This window comes from Priestia sp. HNGD-A6 (assembly GCF_045784335.1).
In the GTDB taxonomy this organism is placed as follows: domain Bacteria; phylum Bacillota; class Bacilli; order Bacillales; family Bacillaceae_H; genus Priestia; species Priestia zanthoxyli.
The window spans coordinates 2,678,440-2,699,959 of record NZ_CP138621.1 but is presented as its reverse complement, the minus strand read 5'-3'; the positions used below and the strand labels follow the sequence as shown (position 1 = coordinate 2,699,959).

General features: G+C 38.4%; 21 protein-coding genes and 2 tRNA genes. 21 read left to right on the top strand and 2 right to left on the bottom strand.

Annotation, left to right across the window (positions count from 1 at the left end):
• Nucleotides 1-179 precede the first annotated feature (179 nt).
• The 7 genes from SCI76_RS13695 to SCI76_RS13665 all read left to right on the top strand — a co-directional run bounded on the left by SCI76_RS13695 (nucleotide 180) and on the right by SCI76_RS13665 (nucleotide 5,501).
• Nucleotides 180-1,784 carry a polysaccharide biosynthesis protein gene (locus tag SCI76_RS13695; RefSeq protein ID WP_048021885.1) on the top strand — a complete coding sequence of 535 codons (1,605 nt, stop codon included), beginning with the start codon at nucleotides 180-182 and terminating at the stop codon, nucleotides 1,782-1,784.
• A 12-nt stretch (nucleotides 1,785-1,796) separates the two neighbouring features.
• Nucleotides 1,797-3,257: a nucleoside triphosphate pyrophosphohydrolase gene (gene mazG / locus SCI76_RS13690; protein ID WP_028412645.1), complete on the top strand. Its 1,461-nt coding sequence runs from the start codon at nucleotides 1,797-1,799 to the stop codon at nucleotides 3,255-3,257.
• 20 nt (nucleotides 3,258-3,277) lie between these two features.
• Nucleotides 3,278-3,544: an RNA-binding S4 domain-containing protein gene (locus SCI76_RS13685; RefSeq protein WP_013054875.1), complete on the top strand. Its 267-nt coding sequence runs from the start codon at nucleotides 3,278-3,280 to the stop codon at nucleotides 3,542-3,544.
• A gap of 99 nt (nucleotides 3,545-3,643) precedes the next feature.
• Nucleotides 3,644-3,949, top strand: a complete 306-nt coding sequence (gene yabP / locus SCI76_RS13680) for a sporulation protein YabP (protein WP_013054876.1) — start codon at nucleotides 3,644-3,646, stop codon at nucleotides 3,947-3,949.
• Nucleotides 3,946-4,569, top strand: coding sequence for a spore cortex biosynthesis protein YabQ (yabQ, locus tag SCI76_RS13675; RefSeq protein ID WP_028412646.1), 624 nt, complete (start codon nucleotides 3,946-3,948; stop codon nucleotides 4,567-4,569). Before yabP ends, yabQ begins: the two co-directional genes overlap by 4 nt.
• A 4-nt stretch (nucleotides 4,570-4,573) precedes the next feature.
• Nucleotides 4,574-4,945, top strand: a complete 372-nt coding sequence (locus SCI76_RS13670; protein WP_013054878.1) for a septum formation initiator family protein — start codon at nucleotides 4,574-4,576, stop codon at nucleotides 4,943-4,945.
• Nucleotides 4,946-5,033: 88 nt separating this feature from the next.
• Nucleotides 5,034-5,501, top strand: coding sequence for a S1 domain-containing RNA-binding protein (locus tag SCI76_RS13665; RefSeq protein WP_013054879.1), 468 nt, complete (start codon nucleotides 5,034-5,036; stop codon nucleotides 5,499-5,501).
• Between the two features lie 121 nt (nucleotides 5,502-5,622).
• On the opposite strand, the gene SCI76_RS13660 is transcribed toward SCI76_RS13665, so the two are convergent.
• Nucleotides 5,623-5,694 (bottom strand) — tRNA-Glu (locus SCI76_RS13660).
• Between the two features lie 10 nt (nucleotides 5,695-5,704).
• Nucleotides 5,705-5,778: transfer RNA gene (locus tag SCI76_RS13655), tRNA-Met, on the bottom strand.
• 312 nt (nucleotides 5,779-6,090) lie between these two features.
• Here SCI76_RS13655 and spoIIE point away from each other — a divergent pair.
• From spoIIE to folK, 14 genes are all read left to right on the top strand, one after another.
• Complete coding sequence (spoIIE, locus tag SCI76_RS13650) at nucleotides 6,091-8,568, top strand: stage II sporulation protein E (RefSeq protein ID WP_328180176.1); 2,478 nt, start codon at nucleotides 6,091-6,093, stop codon at nucleotides 8,566-8,568.
• A 71-nt stretch (nucleotides 8,569-8,639) separates the two neighbouring features.
• Nucleotides 8,640-9,380 (top strand): VWA domain-containing protein, encoded by a 741-nt coding sequence (locus tag SCI76_RS13645; RefSeq protein ID WP_013054881.1) that lies wholly within the window; start codon nucleotides 8,640-8,642, stop codon nucleotides 9,378-9,380.
• A complete protein-coding gene (locus SCI76_RS13640; protein ID WP_034263697.1) occupies nucleotides 9,349-10,314 on the top strand; it encodes a protein kinase domain-containing protein in 966 nt (321 codons plus the stop codon). Before SCI76_RS13645 ends, SCI76_RS13640 begins: the two co-directional genes overlap by 32 nt.
• 96 nt (nucleotides 10,315-10,410) lie before the next feature.
• Nucleotides 10,411-11,787: a tRNA lysidine(34) synthetase TilS gene (gene tilS, locus SCI76_RS13635; RefSeq protein ID WP_028412648.1), complete on the top strand. Its 1,377-nt coding sequence runs from the start codon at nucleotides 10,411-10,413 to the stop codon at nucleotides 11,785-11,787.
• 27 nt (nucleotides 11,788-11,814) lie between these two features.
• A complete protein-coding gene (hpt, locus tag SCI76_RS13630; protein WP_028412649.1) occupies nucleotides 11,815-12,354 on the top strand; it encodes a hypoxanthine phosphoribosyltransferase in 540 nt (179 codons plus the stop codon).
• Between the two features lie 93 nt (nucleotides 12,355-12,447).
• Nucleotides 12,448-14,358, top strand: coding sequence for an ATP-dependent zinc metalloprotease FtsH (ftsH, locus tag SCI76_RS13625; protein WP_013054885.1), 1,911 nt, complete (start codon nucleotides 12,448-12,450; stop codon nucleotides 14,356-14,358).
• A gap of 219 nt (nucleotides 14,359-14,577) precedes the next feature.
• On the top strand, nucleotides 14,578-15,345 hold the full coding sequence (locus tag SCI76_RS13620; RefSeq protein ID WP_013054886.1) for a type III pantothenate kinase: 768 nt from the start codon (nucleotides 14,578-14,580) through the stop codon (nucleotides 15,343-15,345).
• Between the two features lie 12 nt (nucleotides 15,346-15,357).
• Nucleotides 15,358-16,236, top strand: coding sequence for an Hsp33 family molecular chaperone HslO (gene hslO / locus SCI76_RS13615; protein ID WP_028412650.1), 879 nt, complete (start codon nucleotides 15,358-15,360; stop codon nucleotides 16,234-16,236).
• 201 nt (nucleotides 16,237-16,437) lie between these two features.
• On the top strand, nucleotides 16,438-17,376 hold the full coding sequence (cysK, locus tag SCI76_RS13610) for a cysteine synthase A (RefSeq protein ID WP_013054888.1): 939 nt from the start codon (nucleotides 16,438-16,440) through the stop codon (nucleotides 17,374-17,376).
• A gap of 97 nt (nucleotides 17,377-17,473) precedes the next feature.
• The gene (gene pabB / locus SCI76_RS13605) at nucleotides 17,474-18,889 is read left to right on the top strand and encodes an aminodeoxychorismate synthase component I (protein WP_028412651.1); all 1,416 of its coding nucleotides are present in this window, start codon (nucleotides 17,474-17,476) and stop codon (nucleotides 18,887-18,889) included.
• Nucleotides 18,890-18,891: 2 nt separating this feature from the next.
• On the top strand, nucleotides 18,892-19,473 hold the full coding sequence (gene pabA / locus SCI76_RS13600; protein WP_013054890.1) for an aminodeoxychorismate/anthranilate synthase component II: 582 nt from the start codon (nucleotides 18,892-18,894) through the stop codon (nucleotides 19,471-19,473).
• A gap of 4 nt (nucleotides 19,474-19,477) precedes the next feature.
• Nucleotides 19,478-20,341 carry an aminodeoxychorismate lyase gene (pabC, locus tag SCI76_RS13595; protein WP_063248169.1) on the top strand — a complete coding sequence of 288 codons (864 nt, stop codon included), beginning with the start codon at nucleotides 19,478-19,480 and terminating at the stop codon, nucleotides 20,339-20,341.
• 21 nt (nucleotides 20,342-20,362) lie between these two features.
• A complete protein-coding gene (folB, locus tag SCI76_RS13590; protein WP_028412654.1) occupies nucleotides 20,363-20,722 on the top strand; it encodes a dihydroneopterin aldolase in 360 nt (119 codons plus the stop codon).
• Entirely contained in the window at nucleotides 20,723-21,268 is a 546-nt protein-coding gene (gene folK / locus SCI76_RS13585; RefSeq protein WP_033580815.1) for a 2-amino-4-hydroxy-6-hydroxymethyldihydropteridine diphosphokinase, read from the top strand.
• Nucleotides 21,269-21,520 lie beyond the last annotated feature (252 nt).

Below are 21,520 nucleotides of genomic sequence, written 5' to 3'. Positions count from 1 at the left end.
CTACCTTTTTTCATGCTGTCTTACCTTAGAAATAAAGAGAACATGATATAATGGTACGGTATTTTATTTATTGGAAAGTGCAGGATGTTTTATAAGAACAAAGCGCTATTCTTCTACAGTTAGCGGCTCATAAAAAGCGTTGTTCACATAATTACAAGCTGCAGGTGAAAGGTGTAGGAATGCAGAAACAATCAAAGCTCTATTCTATTTTTAACGGCGCGATTATTTTAACGCTCGCAGGTTTATTTACGAAAATCTTAAGTGCTACTTACCGTATTCCATATCACCATATTGCGGGAGATATAGGGTTTTATATCTATCAGCAAGTTTATCCGCTATATGGAATTGCGCTACAGCTAGGTACATACGGTTTCCCTGTAATTATTTCAAAGTTAGTAGCCGATTATGTGGCAACAAATCGGAGAAAGGAAATCCGAGGAATACTTCAAGTTTCATTTGCTTTTTTGTTTGTAGTAGGCTGCATAATGTTTTCCCTCCAATATATCTTTGCAGAAACGATTGCCGGGTGGATGGGAGATCGTCAGTTAACGCTTCTCATTCAAATTATTTCATTTTCGTTTTTACTTATTCCGTTTATTGCTGTCATTCGTGGTTATTATCAAGGATTATATAATATGTTTCCTACTGCGTTGTCTCAAATCGCAGAACAAATTGTTCGAGTAGGGACTATTTTGTGCCTATCTATTTTCTTTATCCACCATGGGTATGGTCCTTATACTGCAGGAGCAGGAGCTATTTTTGGTTCCATAACAGGCGGTATAACATCTCTTATTATTTTATGTTTATTTGTTTTTAGAACAAAGACAAATTCTAAGGGAGTATTTCAACGCATAAAAAAAGCAGACATCAAAAAAGTAGTGAAAATCCTTATTATTCAAGGTTTATTAATTTGTATCAGCGCTATGGGTCTGCTGTTTATTCAGCTTATTGATTCCTTTACATTATATTCCGGTCTGACGGCGCATGGCATGGCTGAACAGGCAGCAAAAGTTTCAAAAGGTATTTATGACCGTGGACTTCCGTTGATTCAATTAGGTACAGTAGTAGGTACAGCTTTTTCACTTTCACTTGTACCCGTTATTTCTTCAGCCATTGCGAAAAAGAACTTGTCATTTGTGCTTGAAAAAGTTCAGCTGTCTCTCCGACTATCGCTTGTAGTCGGAGTTGGAGCAGCCTTTGGCTTGATTGCGCTGATGAAACCCATTAATATGCTTTTATATAGTAACTCCGACGGAACGGACGTTTTACAAATTTTGAGCTTGTTAGTTATATTTACAACCGTAGCAGCAACTGCTGGAGCTGTGCTTCAGGGGATGGGAGCTGTTTTCGCACCTGTAATAGCCGTCATCGCTGGCATGACGGTTAAACTGATATTGAATCTTTGGCTAATACCAGATTTTCAAACCATAGGAGCAGCCATTGCTTCCTCAGCTGGATTCGCTATTGTTGCAGCAATCAATCTATTTTGTCTGTATAAAAAGCTAGCTGTATCGCTCGTTCCGAAAAAGGCGAGTGGAGGTATTTTTATAACGGGCATAGCAATGGTCATTCTTTTGCAAAGCTATTTATTTTGTTTACATCACTTTGTATGGTCTAATGGTTTAGATACAAGCAAACAAGTGGTTGAAACAGGATCTGGTGTTTTAATAGGCGGTTTGTTTTATTTGTTTATCATTATGAAACAACATATTTTTACCGAAGAGGAATTACGTTTACTTCCAATGGGAAGTGTTTTAGCTAAATACGTATTAAAAAATAAATAAGAAGGTGAAGCAATGACAGGTAAAGTAACAGTTATTGGTTTAGGAGCAGGCGATTTAGAGCAGCTACCCGTAGGCATCTATCGCTTGCTGCAGCAGGAAAAGCATATTTATATGCGCACAAAAGAACATCCTGTAATCAAAGAATTAGAAAGTGAAGGCTTGACGTACGTATCCTATGATGACGTATACGAATCTTATGATGGATTTGAAGAGGTATATGAACATATATCAAATGATTTAATCGATAAAGCTTCAGTAGAAGAAGTGGTGTATGCCGTTCCCGGGCATCCTTTAGTGGCAGAACGTACGGTTCAATTACTTTTACAAAAAGGAAAAGAACGCAGCATTCCTGTTGAAATTAAAGGGGGACAAAGCTTCTTAGATCCAATTTTTGGCGCACTAAAGATCGATCCTATTGAAGGATTTCAGCTGCTAGACGGAACAGACTTAAAGCGAAGCGAAATAGAGTTAACGGGTCATGTTCTAATTGCTCAAGTGTACGATCAGTTCGTTGCTTCAGAGGTAAAACTAACGCTGATGGAACACGTTCCTGATGATTACCTCGTTTACATTGTAACGGCAGCGGGAAGCAGTGAAGAAAAAATCCAGCCGGTCAAGCTGTATGAATTAGATAGAGAAATGTCGCTCAATAACTTAACGACTATTTATGTCCCTCCAGTAGCGGACGAAACGGTTTTATACCATCAATTTGACTCATTCAGAAGGATTATTGCCACGCTCAGAGGGCCAAACGGATGTCCTTGGGATCAAAAACAAACGCATGAATCGCTCAAGCGCTATTTGCTAGAAGAGTCTTATGAGTTATTAGATGCTATTGACCGTCAAGATGACGATAATATGATTGAAGAGCTCGGTGATGTATTGCTGCAGGTATTGCTTCATGCACAAATCGGTGAAGATGAAGGAATGTTTTCAATTGATGACGTCATTCGCAGTGTTTCAGAGAAAATGGTAAGACGCCATCCGCATGTATTTGGGGAAGTGAGCGTGAATGATGCAGATGAGGTCTTAAAAAATTGGGATGAAATCAAAAAAGAAGAAAAAGGAGAGGAGCCTTCTTCTCTGTTAGCTTCTGTACCTGGGGCTATGCCTTCTTTAATGAAAGCGCACGGATACCAAAAACAAGCTGCAAAAGTTGGTTTCGATTGGTCAGAAGTTGAACCTATGTGGGAAAAAGTACAAGAAGAACTTGCTGAATTCCAAGATGAAGTACAGCATGCTGATAAAGAAAAAATGAGCGATGAATTTGGAGATATTTTATTTGCTTTAGTGAATATTGCAAGATTTTATAAAATCGACTCTGAAGCTGCATTAGCTAAAACGAATACAAAATTTTTAAATCGATTTCAATATATTGAAGAAAAAGTGAGAGCTTCTGAAAAACCATTTGAATCTTTTTCGTTAAAAGAGTTAGATGAATTTTGGGAAGAAGCCAAAAAAACAGGTTTGTAAAACAGAAAGGTGAGGGAATTATGAGGTTAGATAAATTTTTAAAAGTATCACGTTTAATTAAGCGCCGTACATTGGCAAAAGAAGTATCAGACAAGGGCCGTATTACGATTAATGGTATCGTTGCAAAAGCAAGCACAAATGTGAAAGTAGGAGATGAATTAGCCATCACATTTGGCACGAAGAAAATTACCGTTAAAATAGAGGCTCTTCAAGAAGCAGCTAAAAAAGAAGAAGCAGCTAATTTGTACTCAATTGTCAAAGAAGAGCGTATTTCATCTGAAGTATAACTGATGAAGGCTTGTTCTAAATCACCTTTCTCATTCATATGTTTTAAACAACAGATAACAAGAGCGAATGCTCTTAATGAATGAGGTGGGGATGAAGATATGAGCCAATTTTATGAAACAAGCAATTCAAACAAAGACCATACTCCAAATCATGATTTAGTGATGAAGGGTCGGCGTCTCTTAGATATCACGGGTGTGAAGCAGGTAGAGAGCTTTGACAATGAGGAATTTTTACTTGAAACAGTGATGGGTTTCTTGTCAGTTAGAGGGCAAAATCTGCAAATGAAAAATTTAGACGTTGATCAAGGAATTGTATCGATAAAAGGAAAAATCTTTGATATAGTTTACTTAGATGAGAACCAATCGGAGAAGGCTAAAGGATTCTTTAGTAAGTTGTTTCGATGAGTTTAAACATTCAGCTCTATACAATGCTTGCGATGGTATCGATGGGAAGCGGTTTAGGTGCTTCTCTCGATACTTATCGTTACTTTGTTAATCGCTCTAAATCACGCCCATGGTTTGTATTTGTAAATGACGTATTGTTTTGGATGGTGCAAGCTCTTCTCATTTTTTATGTGTTGTTTTTAGTGAATGAAGGAGAACTGCGTTTGTATGCGTTTCTTGCTTTGTTTTGCGGCTTTGCCGCGTATCAAAGCTTATTTCAATCACTGTATTTAAAAGTATTAACATTTACTGTCTCGAGCGTATTAAGTTTATATCGAGGTGTTTTAACGCTTAGTAATATTTTTTTGGTCAAGCCTATCCGCTTCTTTATTCATATTCTACTTGTAGTCGCTTTAGGGATCTACCGAGCTGTTCATAAGCTGCTCGTATTCTGTCTAAAGCTTATTTACTTACCGACTAGGTGGGTTCTTTTCGTATTTTGGAGAATGATGCCTAAACCTGTAAAACGATTTTTACATATGGGTTTTCGGTATATAGAAGGAATTTACAATCGTGCAAAGAATATGATAATGAGAGTCGTTGCATGGGTGAACACTTTAAAAAACAAGGGGGACGACTAATTCAATGAGTGCGGTACGAAAAAAAAAGGTCGCGAAGTTAAATACTGATTATAGCCATAAACAAGAACAAATTAAACAAAATACAGATCGAAAGCGTATCGGTTTAATTAGGCGTTTGACTGTTTTCGGAGTGTTGGCCTTAATCATTGGTGGATTGATGGTATCAGCTTTAATTACGCAAACCTCAGCTATTGAGAACAAAAAAGCTGAGAAGGTAAAATTAGAACAGCAGCTGACAAAATTACAAAGCAAGCAAAAACAGTTAAAAGGTGAAATCGTCAAGTTGAATGACGATGATTATATTAAAAAGATTGCCCGGAGAGATTATTTTTTATCAGAAGACGGGGAAATTATCTTTAATGTAAAAAAAGACTAAACGTATGGTTCGTTGACAGTGTATTTTTGCTTTTTGTATAATATAATAAATTGATTTCTTTTATCATTTAAGGAGGAGCATTTTTTTTATGTCAATCGAAGTAGGCAGCAAGTTACAGGGAAAGGTAACAGGTATTACGAACTTTGGAGCTTTTGTTGAGTTACCAGGAGGTTCAACAGGCTTGGTTCATATCAGTGAAGTAGCTGATAATTACGTAAAGGACATTAACGACCATTTAAAAGTGGGCGACGAAGTTGAAGTCAAAGTAATTAACGTTGAGAAAGATGGTAAAATTGGTCTTTCAATTAAGAAAGCGGTAGACAAACCAGAACGTCCAGAAAGACCAGAGCGTCCTGCAAGAGCGCCACGCTCAGACCGTCCACGTGATTCACGCCCACAACGTAATAACAATCGTGGTGGCGGTAATGATTTCCGTACAAAAGAAACATTCGAACAAAAAATGAATCGTTTCTTAAAAGACAGTGAAGAACGTTTATCTTCCCTAAAACGCCATACCGAATCAAAACGCGGTGGACGCGGTGCAAAACGCGGTTAACTTGCTGCTTATATCAAATAGATAGCGAGTTTTTGGAAAGTACCTTTTATCTAAAAGGTGCTTTTTTTATATGTAAAAAAGAGTAGAAAAAAAGCATGTACTTGTTGTACATGCTTTTTGATGACCCGTACGGGATTCGAACCCGTGTTACCGCCGTGAAAGGGCGGTGTCTTAACCGCTTGACCAACGGGCCGTTATTCGAGTAGCGGCGGAGGGGATCGAACCCCCGACCTCACGGGTATGAACCGTACGCTCTAGCCAGCTGAGCTACACCGCCATTATACGTTCTCTAAAAGACATTTATAATAATATAAAAAAGCAGGGTTATTGTCAATAACTTTTTTGTTATTTTTATAGACTTTTATTTGCTTTTAAAAAAGAATGATGAGCATAGGCTTTCTCTGGGGCGAACAGTATCTCTCATATTTTTTAAATCTCCATGTAAGATTGTACATCTTTTTGTATAGTTTTCAATATAATACTAGAAAATAGTCGAACGATTATAGGTATTTTGCTAGTCCGTTTGACAAAATTTCACCTTTCGCCGCGATATAATAACGAATAAGTATAATTAGCGGGTGGTGGGAGAATGCAAAAGACGGAAAGAGATTTTGCAAGTCCAACAACAGAGGCGGTATTTAACCGAACTAGATTAGAAATGTCCCGTGTATTTACAAAGGCGGGTATGAAAACGGAAAAGGTGTTATTTCAATGGGGATTATTGCTGCTAGTCGTAGGTTTCTTATTAGGACGAGCGTTAATTTTAATGAAAATCATGCCATTTGCTTTGCCATTCTTTGCAGCCGTAATGGCTATAAAGAAAGAAAAAGCACCGTTAGCAAGTTTAGCCGTATTGGCAGGGGCATTTAGTGTTTCCATTCAAAATGGAGGTACCGTATTTGCTACACTATTTGTTTTCTTACTAATTCATCGATTTAGCGGCATACTGACAATGGATCCGTTAAAGAAACTGCCGTTCACTGTATTTAGCGCGATGTTACTTACAAAACTAACTATTTTTTATGTGTTTACCAAGGAATTCACCATGTATGATTTTACATTTGTGGCAGTAGAAGCAGGGTTGAGCTTTATCTTAACAATGATTTTCCTACAAAGCGTGCCTTTAATTTCATATCGAAAGCGAAAACAATCATTAAAAACAGAAGAAGTGATTTCTCTTATTATTTTGTTGGCATCTGTTATGACAGGGACAATAGGGTGGATGATTTACGGCCTTTCGGCTGAACATATATTATCTCGTTACTTAGTACTAGTTTTTGCGTTTGTATCTGGCCCTACGATAGGAGCTACGGTCGGGGTCGTAACCGGTTTAATTTTAAGTTTCGCGAATGTTTCTAGTTTGTACGAAATGAGTTTACTCGCTTTTTCTGGCTTGCTTGGAGGACTTTTAAAAGACGGTAAAAAGCTAGGGGCAGCTCTAGGGCTGGTTGTTGGTTCATTGCTAATTGGCCTATATGCTCAGGCAAATCAAGGATTGACGACTAATTTGTATGAATCACTGACGGCCGTTGTCCTATTTTTATTAACCCCATCTTTTGTTTTGAAAAACTTAAGTAAACTAGTACCAGGGACATCTGAAAATATGCTTGAACAACAGCAGTACGTGCGTAAGATCCGAGATGTAACAGCAAATCGCGTAGAACAGTTTTCAAATGTTTTTCAAGCACTTTCCAAAAGCTTTACGCAAAATGGATTTTACGATGAAAAGCCAAGCGCTGATAAAGAAGTTGATTATTTCTTAAGCAGCGTTACCGAAAGGACGTGCCAATTTTGTTTTAAAAAAGAACAATGCTGGGCACAGCAGTTTGATACAACCTATGAATATATGAAGGAAATTATGCTTGAAGTTGATAATGGCACTCTTGAACAAAATCCAAGGCTAATTCGAGAAATGGACAAACATTGCGTGAAATCGAAAAAAGTCATCGATGTGATTGAGCATGAACTTACGTATTTTAAAGCCAATCAGCACTTAAAAGCACAAATTCAAGAAAGTAGAAGGATTGTAGCAGAACAGCTTCACGGTGTCTCTGAAGTCATGGGGAATTTTGCAAAAGAAATTAAGCGAGAGCGCGAAAATTTAAATGTACAAGAAGAACAGATTTTAGAAGCTCTTCGTAACTTTGGGATGGAAATCAATCAAATCGAAATTTATAGCTTAGAACCTGGAAATGTAGATATTGAAATGTGGGTGCCATATTGTCACGGAAGAGGAGAATGCGAGAAAATTATTGCGCCAATGCTTACGGATATTTTAGGTGAAAGTATTGTAGTAAAGAACGAAGAATGTGCTAAATATCCTCAAGGCTATTGCCACGTTTCATTTGGCTGTACGAAAGCATACGTTGTTGATACAGGCGTAGCACATGCTGCTAAAGGCGGAGGGTTTGTATCCGGTGACAGCTATTCCATGATTGAGCTAAACGCCGGTAAATATGCACTAGCTATTAGTGATGGCATGGGAAATGGAGAGCGTGCCCACTATGAAAGCAGCGAAACGCTTCAGCTGTTAAAACAAATTTTACAAACAGGAATAGAAGAGACAATTGCAATTAAATCGATTAACTCTATTTTATCCCTGCGTACAAACGATGAGATCTTTTCGACCTTAGATTTAGCGATGATTGATTTACAAGATGCCAATGTAAACTTCTTGAAAATCGGTTCTACGCCAAGCTTCATCAAACGCGGAGATAAGGTTATTAAAATACAGGCAAGCAATTTGCCAATGGGCATTATTGAAGAATTTGAAGTGGATGTTGTGAATGAACAAATGAAGGCGGAAGACTTGTTAATTATGATGAGTGACGGTGTATTTGAAGGACCGAAACACGTTGAGAACTACGAAATGTGGATGAAGCGAAAAATTGGCGAGCTTCAAACAAACGATCCACAAGAAATTGCAGACTTAATTATGGAAGAAGTTATTCGAACAAAATCAGGTTTAATTGAAGATGATATGACGGTAGTTGTGGCAAAACTTCAGCACAATACCCCGAAATGGTCATCGATTCCTTCTTACGCTTATCGTAAAAAAGCACAATAGTTAGATAGAAGTATATTTTATCTCCTCCTCGTCTATCATGTTAATACTGATAATGAGGAGGGGATTTTTTTATGAAAAAAGGTACATTGAAACAGATGTTGGTCATTACGGACGGTGGTTCGAATACAGGTGAAGATCCGGTAGCAATGGCTGCACTAGCTAAAGAACAAGGAATTAGTGTAAACGTTATTGGTGTGATGGAAGAGGATACAATTGATGAGCAAAGCACGAATGAAATAGAAGGCATTGCCATGTCAGGCGGTGGCGTGAGTCAAATTGTTTACGTAAAACAGCTGTCTCAAACTGTTCAAATGGTTACAAGGCAGGCAATGACGCAAACACTTCAAGGCGTTGTAAATAAAGAACTTCAGCAAATTCTAGGTTCCTCTAATTCAAGATTAGAAGAGTTATCTCCTGAGAAGCGAGGAGAAATCATGGAAGTGGTTGATGAACTTGGGGAAACGGTTGACTTAGAGATTCTTATTTTAGTTGACATGAGCGGAAGTATGAAAAATAAGCTCCCTACTGTAAAGGAGTCGCTGTTAGATTTATCGTTAAGCTTGAATGCTCGCATGGGGCACAATCAATTTTCAATCTTTTTATTTCCTGGGAAAAAGAAAGATGTAGAGAAGCTAATGGACTGGAATCCAAGATTAGAGTCGCTTTCAACGATTTTCCCAAAACTAACAGCAGGAGGTATTACGCCTACTGGACCGGCTATCAAAGAGGCTACTCATTATTTCACCAAAAAGCGCTCATTGAGAGGGTTGTTAAAAAATAATGAACAATACATTGAAGAATCAGGTATGTAACCTATCTCCGGGAACAGAAATTCAAGGGAAATGGCATCACGTCCATTATAAAATTCTTGAGAAATTAGGCGTGGGAGCAACTGGAGTTGTCTACTTAGTCCAATTAGTAAACGGAACGCTAGCGGCGTTAAAAATAAGCTTTTCCAACATGTCCGTTACAGCAGAAGTGAATGTATTAAAAAAGTTGTCTCAAGTCAAAGACAAAGTGCTAGGACCGCGTTTACTTGATGTAGATGATTGGAGCTATGGTTCTCACGCTCTTTCTTTCTATGTAATGGAGTATGTGAAAGGGCAGCCTCTCCTTTCTTTTATCTCAACAAGAGGGACAGAATGGTTGCAAGTGTTTGCAAGTCAGCTCTTAACAGACTTAGAAAACCTTCATGAAGAAGGGTGGGTATTTGGCGATTTAAAACCCGAAAACCTGGTCGTAACATCTAACCCTGTAAAAGTTCGATGGATCGACGTGGGAGGAACAACTCTGCAAGGGCGGTCAATAAAAGAATTTACCGACTTTTATGATCGAGCGCACTGGGGGCTTGGCTCCCGAAAAGCAGAACCGACCTATGATTTGTTTGCCGTATCTATGGTTTTGATTCACGCGGCTTATGGCAAGCGAATTAATAAAACAGACAAACCGGCTGAACAATTAAAACAATTTATATTAACAACAAAGCAGTTGGAACCTTTCGGAGACGTTTTGTATCAAGCGGTTACGGGAAAGTATAAGTCAGCTAAAGAAATGAAAACAGAGGTGTTATCGGTCGAAAAAAGAAGAGGGGCAAAAAGTAGAGGAACAAAGCCTCAAAACGTTCGTCAACCGTCTGCCCCTCGTGTTAAAGTAAAGAAGAAGCGTTCTCACGTGTTAGAGACGCTACTACTTTGTACGTCTGTAATGTTGATTTATATTTTGTATCTATTTATTCAAGTGCTATAAAGTTTGGAGAAATTGTGAAACTTTCCTTATAGTCATTCGTATAAAGTAAATTAATGATACATTATTGCGTGTACATTATAAGGATGAGTCATTCCTATGGAAAAGCAAGTGAACAATTTTATGACAAAACATCAGTTATTATCCGCAGGCTCTACGGTGGTTGTAGGTATTTCTGGTGGTCCTGATTCTTTAGCGCTGCTGCATTTCTTATGGAGTCTGAAAGAGCAAAAATCTCTTACGATTATTGCTGCTCATGTTGATCATATGTTCCGGGGCCAAGAGTCACAGCAAGACATGGAATATGTGCAGAACTACTGCAAACAATTGAATATTAAATGTGAGGCGAAGCAGATTGATGTTACTGCCTATCAGAAGGAAAGAAAGCTATCTTCTCAAGTAGCTGCCAGAGAATGCCGCTATGCATTTTTTACTCATGTTATGAAGAAGCACAAAGCAAACCTTCTTGCATTAGGACATCACGGAGATGATCAGATTGAAACGATGTTAATGCGAATGGTTCGAGGTAGTACGATGAATGGATACGCAGGGATGCAGCCCAAGCGGCCATATGGGCATGGATTTATTATTAGGCCTTTCCTAGCCGTAACGAAAGAAGAAATCAATCGCTACTGTAAGCTACATGGGCTTACACCTCGAATTGATCCGAGTAATGAGAAAGACTCGTACACGAGAAACCGGTTTCGTCATTACGTTTTGCCATTTTTAAAGCAAGAAAACGTCGCTGTACATGAAAAATTTCAACAATTTAGCGAGAACTTGCATGAAGATCAAGCATACTTAGAGGAATTAACGACCGATGTGATGAATAAAGTAATGAGAAAGAAATTGCAAAATGAAATTCTCATTGATAGAGATTGTTTTCTAAGGATACGCAAGCCTTTACAAAGGCGTGGTATTCAACTAATATTAAACTATCTCTATAAAGAAATTCCTCCAACCCTTTCCTCAGCGCATGTTGACACGTTAGTAGGATTTTGTGAAAGTGAAAAACCGTCTGGGACGCTTGACTTTCCAAATGGTTTACGCATTATCCGATCTTACAACGACTGTCTTTTCACCTTTAATGAGGGGAACATCGAGCCATATGAATTTATTGTTCCGATTCCAGGGGTCGTTGAGCTTCCAAATGGTCACCAGCTTATTTGTGAAATACATAATAAAGTCGAAGATATAAAAGGAAACGATGTTTTTCTTTTAGATGAAGCTCACGATTTACAATCATTAAAGGTAAGGACACGAAAAAATGGCGATAAAATGCGAGTAAAGGGCATGAAGGGACATAAAAAAGTAAAGGATATTTTTATCGATGAAAAAATCCCTTTACACTTCAGAGATCATTGGCCGGTAGTGGAAGATAGCCAAGGAACTATTTTGTGGCTACCTGGTTTGAAAAAATCTGCTTATGAACTGCATACACATAAGTCCAGATATGTTATTTTATACTATAAGTAGCGAAAACTTCTAGGAGGCAAGTAAGGAATGAAGCAGGATATTCAAGAAATTTTGATTTCAGAAGAAGAAATACAACAGAAAGTAAAAGAATTGGGTAAGCTATTATCTGAGGAATACGCTGACCGTTTTCCTTTGGTAATCGGTGTACTAAAAGGCGCTATGCCTTTTATGTCTGATCTAATTAAGCGTGTTGATACATATTTAGAAATGGATTTTATGGATGTATCAAGTTATGGCAATGCGATGGTTTCTTCTGGTGAAGTAAAAATCCTAAAAGATTTAGATACATCAGTTGAAGGTCGAGACATTCTTATCTTAGAGGATATTATCGACAGCGGCTTAACACTTAGCTATCTTGTAGAGTTATTCAAGTACCGTAAAGCTAAGTCAATTAAGATTGTCACACTCTTAGACAAACCAACAGGTCGTAAAGCAGCTATTAAAGCAGATTACGTTGGATTTGAAGTACCTGATGCGTTCGTAGTAGGGTATGGATTGGATTATCAAGAAAAATATCGTAACCTGCCGTATATTGGGGTTCTTAAACCGCAAGTATACAGCAATTAAGAAGCACATATCCAAGTGCAATTTATTGGATAGGATAAATGTTCTATGTTAGTATTGAATACAGTATTTGTTTATCGTGGGAGGAGGTAAGAAATGAATCGGATCTTCCGTAATACCATCTTTTATTTACTTATATTTTTAGTCATTATTGGCGTGGTAAGCTTCTTTAGTGGCTCTAATCAAAAAGCAGAACCAATGAGATACGATACATTTGTTCAACACTTAGACAAAGGTGATGTGAAATCACTCTCTATGAAGCCTGAAAGAGGCGTGTATGTTGTGCAAGGAAAGTTAGATTCTTATAAAAAGGATCAAACGTTCCAAACTTACATCGTAGATGGTGACAAAGCACTTGATCGTATTGACGCTGCTTCAGAAAATAATCAAGTAGAAGTTGATTTTAAACCTGCTGATGAAACAAGCGGCTGGGTAACGTTCTTTACGTCAATCATTCCGTTTGTTATTATTTTCATCCTATTCTTCTTCTTACTGAACCAAGCTCAGGGCGGCGGAAGTCGTGTTATGAACTTCGGTAAGAGTAAGGCTAAGCTTTACAGCGAAGAAAAGAAAAAGGTTAAATTTAAAGACGTAGCTGGTGCAGACGAAGAAAAGCAAGAACTTGTGGAAGTTGTTGAGTTCTTAAAAGATCCTCGTAAATTCGCAGAGCTAGGTGCAAGAATTCCGAAGGGTGTCTTACTTGTGGGACCTCCTGGTACTGGTAAAACATTATTAGCAAGAGCTGTTGCTGGTGAAGCAGGCGTTCCTTTCTTCTCTATCAGTGGTTCGGACTTTGTTGAAATGTTTGTTGGGGTCGGTGCTTCTCGTGTTCGTGATTTATTCGAAAATGCGAAGAAGAATGCTCCATGTATTATCTTTATTGATGAAATCGATGCTGTAGGTCGTCAACGTGGCGCAGGTCTTGGTGGTGGACACGATGAGCGTGAACAAACATTGAACCAGTTGCTTGTTGAGATGGATGGTTTTGGTGCTAACGAAGGTATCATTATTATTGCAGCAACAAACCGCCCGGATATTTTAGATCCAGCGTTATTACGTCCAGGCCGCTTCGACCGTCAAATTACGGTAGATCGTCCAGATGTAAATGGCCGTGAAGCAGTGCTTAAAGTACATGCTCGCAATAAGCCTTTAGATGAATCAGTAAACTTAAAAGCAATTGCTATGCGTACGCCAGGTTTCTCAGGTGCAGATTTAGAAAACTTGTTAAACGAAGCTGCCTTAGTAGCTGCTAGACAGGACAAAAAGAAAATTGAAATGGTCGATATTGACGAAGCAACAGACCGCGTAATTGCAGGTCCAGCTAAGAAAAGTCGAGTTATTTCTAAAAAAGAACGCAATATTGTTGCTTATCATGAAGCAGGACATACAATTATCGGTGTCGTATTAGACGAAGCTGATATGGTACATAAAGTAACCATTGTTCCACGTGGGCAAGCTGGTGGATATGCTGTTATGTTACCAAAAGAAGATCGCTACTTTATGACGAAGCCAGAGCTGCTGGATAAAATTGTTGGATTGCTTGGTGGTCGCGTAGCTGAGGAAATTATTTTCGGCGAAGTGAGTACAGGTGCTCACAATGACTTCCAGCGTGCAACAAGCATCGCTCGTAAAATGGTAACAGAATACGGTATGAGTGAAAAGTTAGGACCAATGCAATTCGGTCAATCACAACAAGGCCAAGTATTCTTAGGTCGTGATTTACACAGTGAACAAAACTACAGTGATGCGATTGCTCATGAAATTGATAATGAAATCCAACGTTTCATTAAAGAAAGCTATGAGCGTGCGAAGCAGATCTTAACGGAAAACCGTGACAAGTTAGAGCTTGTAGCTCAAACATTGTTAGAAGTAGAAACGTTAGACGCTGAGCAGATCAACCACTTAGTAGATCATGGAACTCTTCCAGACCGTTCTAGTCACGTAACAGATGAAGATGTTAAAGTAAACATCCAAACAAAGACAGACGATGAAGAGCCAAAAGCATAAGATCAAAAAAGATCAGTGGAGACAGTCTCCACTGATCTTTTTTATTGGGTAGAAGTTAGGTTTGGCAAAAAGTTTTTCATATATAGTGGATAAGTAGGATATCTACTAGAGAATTGTGTCATTATATTCCTATTTTATCTAGAATATACACGTCTATTTACCAGTTATGGTATGATGGTTTCAGTGTGAATACTGAATTTAAATAAAGTGGTGATTGAAATGATTTTTGTATTAGATGTTGGAAATACCAATACGGTATTAGGTGTATACGATGGAGATGAATTAAAGTACCATTGGCGTGTAGAAACAAGCCGTAATAAAACAGAAGACGAGTATGGCATGACAATCAAAGCCTTGCTTGAGCACGTTAGTTTATCTTTTAAAGATATTCATGGTATTATTATTTCCTCTGTTGTTCCTCCTATTATGTTTGCATTGGAGAGAATGTGTCAAAAGTATTTTCATTTAAAGCCGCTTGTTGTTGGTCCTGGAATTAAGACGGGTTTAAATATTAAATATGAAAATCCACGTGAAGTGGGAGCAGACCGTATTGTCAATGCTGTTGCTGGAATTCAGCTGTACGGAAGCCCTTTAATTATCGTTGATTTTGGTACCGCAACCACATATTGCTACATTGATGAAAATAAGCAATATATGGGTGGTGCAATTGCCCCTGGTATTAATATTTCGACAGAAGCTCTTTATTCAAGAGCATCTAAGCTTCCGCGTATTGAAATTGCGCGACCAAATAGCATTGTTGGGAAAAATACAGTATCTGCGATGCAAGCAGGTATTTTATATGGATACGTTGGACAAGTAGAAGGAATTGTAGCAAGAATGAAAGAGCAAGCAACAGTAAATCCTAAAGTTATTGCTACTGGAGGACTCGCAACATTGATTGCTAAAGAGTCGGATATTATTGATATTGTGGATCCATTTTTGACTTTAAAAGGATTACAAATAATCTATACAAAAAATATGGAGTAAGAGGTGTATATTATGGGCGACTATTTAGTAAAAGCACTAGCTTACAATAGTCAAGTTCGCGCTTATGCGGTAAAAACAACGGATACAGTTGGAGAAGCGCAGCGCCGTCACTATACATGGCCTACAGCCTCTGCAGCATTGGGACGTTCAATGACTGCGGGAGTTATGATGGGGGCTATGCTAAAAGGTGAGCAAAAGCTAACAATTAAAATTGAAGGCCGCGGCCCAATTGGTGTTATCTTAGTAGACAGCAATGCCAAGGGTGAAGTGCGTGGATATGTAACGAACCCGCAAACGCACTTCGATTTAAATCAGCATGGAAAATTAGATGTAGCACGTGCTGTAGGTACAGATGGTACGCTGAGTGTTGTAAAAGATATCGGGATGCGTGATCAATTTAATGGACAAGTACCTATCGTATCGGGAGAATTAGGAGAGGATTTCACGTATTATTTTGTGACATCTGAGCAAGTTCCATCTTCAGTAGGTGTAGGTGTACTTGTTAACCCTGATAACACAATCTTAGCTGCGGGTGGATTTATCATTCAGCTTATGCCAGGAACAGATGATCAAACGATTACAGCTATTGAACAACGTTTACAAACGATTGAACCCATTTCAAAACTGATTCAAAAAGGTCTTTCTCCTGAGGAAATCTTAGAAGAAGTTCTGGGAAAAGAAAACGTAAAGTTTCTAGAGACAATGCCTGTAGAGTTCAAATGTCAGTGCTCAGAAGAAAGAATTGCTAATGCCATTATCAGCTTAGGAAAAGAAGAGATTCAATCGATGATTGAGGAAGACGGCCAAGCTGAAGCACAGTGTCATTTTTGTAATGAAACCTATCGTTTTGATAAAAAGCAGCTAGAAGAAATGAAAGAACAAGCAATTTAAATGAAATAAAAGATTCTTTAAAGGCGTCATTTTATAAATGAACGCCTTTTTTTATAAGTGTTAAGTCCTATTTATGTATATATTGATCTAAAAATATAACAAAAATAGGTAAATGGAAAGACAAAATGATTGACAATTTAGAAAACATCTGATAAATTGTATACAAAATCAATAAAATTAGTTGGTATTAGGAGTGGTCATATGGCACGTATTGCAAATTCAATTACAGAGTTAATTGGTCAAACACCAATCGTAAAACTAAACCGTCTAGTTGAAGAAGATATGGCGGATGTATATTTAAAATTAGAATTTATGAACCCAGGAAGCAGCGTAAAAGATCGTATCGCATTAGCAATGATCGAAGATGCTGAAGCAAAAGGTGTATTAAAGCCTGGAGACACCATCATTGAACCAACAAGCGGTAACACAGGAATTGGCTTAGCAATGGTAGCTGCAGCAAAAGGATACCGTGCTATTTTAACAATGCCTGAAACGATGAGTATTGAGCGTCGTAATCTGCTTCGTGCGTACGGTGCAGAGTTAGTGTTAACACCAGGTCCAGAAGGAATGAAAGGTGCGGTTAATAAAGCAACTGAGCTTGCAAAAGAGCACGGCTACTTTATTCCTCAGCAGTTCCAAAATGAAGCTAACCCAGAAGTGCATCGTCAAACAACGGCTAAAGAGATCATCGAGCAGTTTGGCGATCAGCTAGATGGATTTGTGGCAGGTATCGGTACTGGCGGTACTATTACAGGTGCTGGCGAAGTATTAAAAGAAAAGTATCCAAACATCAAAATTTATGCGGTAGAGCCAGCTGATTCTCCGATCTTAAGTGGTGGTCAACCAGGACCTCATAAAATTCAAGGAATCGGTGCAAACTTTGTTCCGGATACGCTTAACACGGAAGTATATGACGAAGTTGTCGCTGTTCAAAACGACCAAGCTTTTGAATATGCACGTAAAGTAGCAAAAACAGAAGGCGTACTAGTAGGTATCTCTTCTGGGGCTGCGATTTATGCTGCGTTAAAAGCTGCAAAACAGCTAGGAAAAGGTAAAAAAGTGTTAGCGATTATTCCAAGTAACGGTGAGCGTTACTTAAGTACTCCATTGTTCCAATTCGAGGAACAAACACAAGCATAAAAACCATAAAAGAACAGCTTCTATATGAAGCTGTTTTTTTTCATCTGAGAATCATGTAAAATGAAAGCAGGTGATTTATTTTTAGGAGAGTGAACAAATGCAGCAAAGAATGACTTGGGGCGAATCTATTTCTATCTCTAAAAACCAATGGTTCAAAAAATATCAAGAGTTGTCAAAAGAGGAACCGAATCATATCCTGCTTGAAAGCGGTCGAGGCGGAAAGTTTCAAATGATGGGATTAAAACCTGTAGCCATTTTGCGAGGCGAACAAAACGAGCTTCATATCAAAACGGATGGCCAAGCTACTGTTCAAAAAGGTAATCCGCTTCATCTTATGCGAGACTGGATGAAGAAGTTTGAAGCAGAGGTGAATCCAGATCTTCCTCCTTTTCAAGGTGGAGCAATTGGCTTTATTAGCTATGATTATATCCGCTATGTAGAAACCATACCTGATCTTGCTGAAGATTCATTGAAAACGCCGGACGTTTATTTCCTTATTTTCGATGACGTATTTGTATATGATCAAGAAAAGGAAAAGCTCTGGATTATCGTTAACGATGAAGCAGATTGTAAAGAGCAGGCACATAAGCGTATTGATCAATACAAAAAGGACTGGATGGAGGCAAGTGCTGAAGGGCTCTCATATGAGCGTATTCATCGTGTTGCCGAAAAGAGTGAGGTTTCAATGTCTGAAGCTGCTTTTTCAGATGCCACAACTCGCGTACATGAGTACATCGGGCAAGGCGATGTGTTTCAAGTGAACTTATCTGTTCGACAGTCTCAACAGCTTCAAACTCATCCTATGCATATCTACGAACAGGTACGAAAAATCAACCCGTCTCCTTATATGTCTTATATGCAGACAGAAGAATTTCACATTGTGAGCTGTTCACCAGAACTATTAGTGAAAAAAGCCGGTGACGAAATCAGTACGAGACCAATTGCGGGAACGCGCTCTCGCGGTAAGGATGATCAAGAAGACCAACAGTTAGCGGATGAGCTTATTCATAACGAAAAAGAGCGTGCAGAGCATGTGATGCTTGTTGATTTGGAGCGTAATGACCTTGGTAGAGTAAGCGACTATGGTACCGTTCATGTTGACGAGTTTATGGTTATTGAAAAGTATTCACATGTGATGCATATTGTGTCTAATGTAAAAGGCAAGCTCGCGCGCAATAAAGATTTTGTAGATATTGTAGATGCGGTTTTTCCTGGAGGAACGATTACTGGAGCGCCTAAAGTTCGTACAATGGAAATCATTGAAGAACTTGAACCTGTAAGGCGAGGAATTTATACAGGATCGATTGGTTGGATTGGGTTTAATGGAGATATGGAATTAAATATTGCGATTCGCACTATGATTATTCAAGACGGCCAAGCTTATGTGCAGGCTGGTGCGGGTGTTGTAATTGATTCAAATCCGAAACACGAATATAAAGAATCACTGAAAAAAGCAATTGCACTATGGAAAGCAAAAGAGCAGAGCGAAAATGAGCTGAGTGAGGGTGAGTAAAGATGATATTAATGATTGATAATTATGATTCTTTTACGTTTAATTTAGTACAGTATTTAGGTGAGCTAGGGCATGAGCTTCTTGTAAAAAGAAATGATGAAATTACACTTTCTGAAATTGAAGTGCTAAATCCAGATTTCTTGATGATTTCCCCGGGACCTTGTAGTCCTAACGAAGCGGGAATCAGTTTAGAAGCCATCGAGTATTTTGCAGGTAAGATTCCAATATTCGGCGTATGCTTAGGGCATCAGTCGATTGGGCAAGCTTTTGGAGGGAATGTGATTCGTGCGGATAAATTAATGCACGGTAAAACATCTGAAATGCATCATGATGGCCGTACTATCTTTAAAGGTCTTGATAATCCGTTCACGGCAACTCGATATCATTCTTTGATTGTAGAAAAAAGTTCACTGCCGGATTGCTTTGAGATTTCAGCGTGGACAGCAGAAGATGAAATTATGGCGATTCGCCATAAATCATTACCTATTGAAGGGGTACAGTTCCACCCTGAATCTATCATGACTTCTTACGGTAAAGAAATGCTGAAGAATTTTATTGAAACTTACGAAAAAAAGCGAGTGTAATGATATGTATATATACGTAAATGGTGAAGTAAAGCCTGCGTCTGAAGCCACTATTTCTCCGTTTGATCACGGATATATGTATGGTCTAGGGCTATTTGAAACGCTACGAGTTTATGATGGTCATCCATTTTTAGTGGAAGACCATCTGGATCGACTGCGTAGCAGCTTACGTGAATTAAATATTGTATGGGACTACTCCACACAGGACGTGTTGGCAATTATTAATAGTCTGTTAATGAAAAACAATGAGAGAAATGCGTATGTTCGATTAAATGTTTCAGCAGGAAATGGCGGAATTGGACTGCAAGTGGAAGAATACGACAAGCCATCTACAATTGTATACATGAAATCAATGCCTCATCCATCGAGCCCCCTTGTAAAAGAGGGGCTTATTCTTGAGACAAAGCGAAATACGCCCGAAGGAACCGTGAGGTTGAAGTCTCATCATTATTTAAACAATGTACTGGCTAAGCGAGAAGTTGGTTCAGACTTAAATAAAGAGGGTATTTTTTTAACAAAAGAAGGGTTCTTAGCCGAAGGTATTGTGTCCAATTTATTTTTTGTAAAAGATGATTGTGTATATACACCGTCTCTTGAAACAGGTATCTTAAATGGAATTACGAGACAGTTTATCTTTACGCTTTTAAAAAAGAAAAACATAGAAGTTGTAGAAGGTTTATTTACGGCGGAACAGCTTTTGGAGAGTGATGAAGCTTTCGTTACAAATTCCATTCAAGAAATCGTACCTCTTCGAAGTATAAAGGATAAGAAGTTTTCAGTCGGAGACCATACGTTAATAGCTCAGTTGCAAAAAGAGTATCGCTCTTACACGATGTCGCTAATGAGTCGACGCGAGCTACATGTATAAAAGCGAAAGGAGAGGCTAAAGATGGATAAAATTTATGTGAATGATATGCGTTTCTATGGATATCATGGTGTATTTCCAGAAGAAAATAAATTAGGGCAGCGTTTTCACGTGGATTTAACTGTAGAACTAGATTTAAAACAAGCTGGTACTACGGACAATTTAGAATACTCGGTGAGCTATGCAGATTTATACCAAACATGCCAGGAAGTTGTAGAGAAGCGCACGTTCAAGTTAGTTGAAACGGTGGCCGAAACGATTGCATCTGAATTGCTTGCTAATTACGAACTCGTGCAGGCTTGTACAGTAAAGGTATATAAGCCTGATCCGCCAATTCCCGGTTATTATCAATCGGTAGCTATTGAAATTAAAAGGAGCCGTTGAATGACAACAGAAGCATATATTGCATTAGGATCAAATATTGAAAATCGAATGGAACATTTGAAGTCGGGAGTTACTGGCTTGATGAAACATTCTGAGGTTAAGGTAGTGGCTGTTTCATCTGTTTATGAAACGGCCCCGGTCGGGTATACGAATCAAGCAAGCTTTTTAAACATGGTAGTAAAAATACAAACAACGTATTCGTCAGAGCAACTTTTAGATTGTTTGCAAGCCATTGAACAAGCGGCAGGTCGAAAAAGAGAGATTGTATGGGGACCTAGAACCCTTGATTTGGATATCTTACTTTATAGTAATGAAATCATTCATACGGATAGGCTGAACGTCCCTCATCCCCGAATGTTTGAACGGGCGTTTGTGATGGTTCCTCTAAACGAACTAGCTCCATCTCTTATTCTCCCTGTAGCAGAAGAAAAAGTTGAAACCATCACAAAACGGTTATCGGATTTAAAAGATGTAAAATTATTTCGAGAGCAAACAACTGATATACTAGATATGTTCGAAAATAATAGGAATGATTTACATAAGTAAAAATGAATCTTATTAGTTGATTCATTTTCATATTGGCGTAAAGTAGAGTTCACAGTGAAAACTTTAAGGTTTGGGTTCGCAGGTTGTTGGTTTATTCGGTAGCTTGTTAGAGAAATCGAAGAAAAAGAGAAGCGAAGCAAGAATAAAGCGATTTGACATAGAGAAACGACTGAACCTATAATAATTTTAAAGAAACGTAGTAGTTGCCAGTAAACATGCTGGCCTTTTTTCTGTTTCGGAAAACTTAATTAT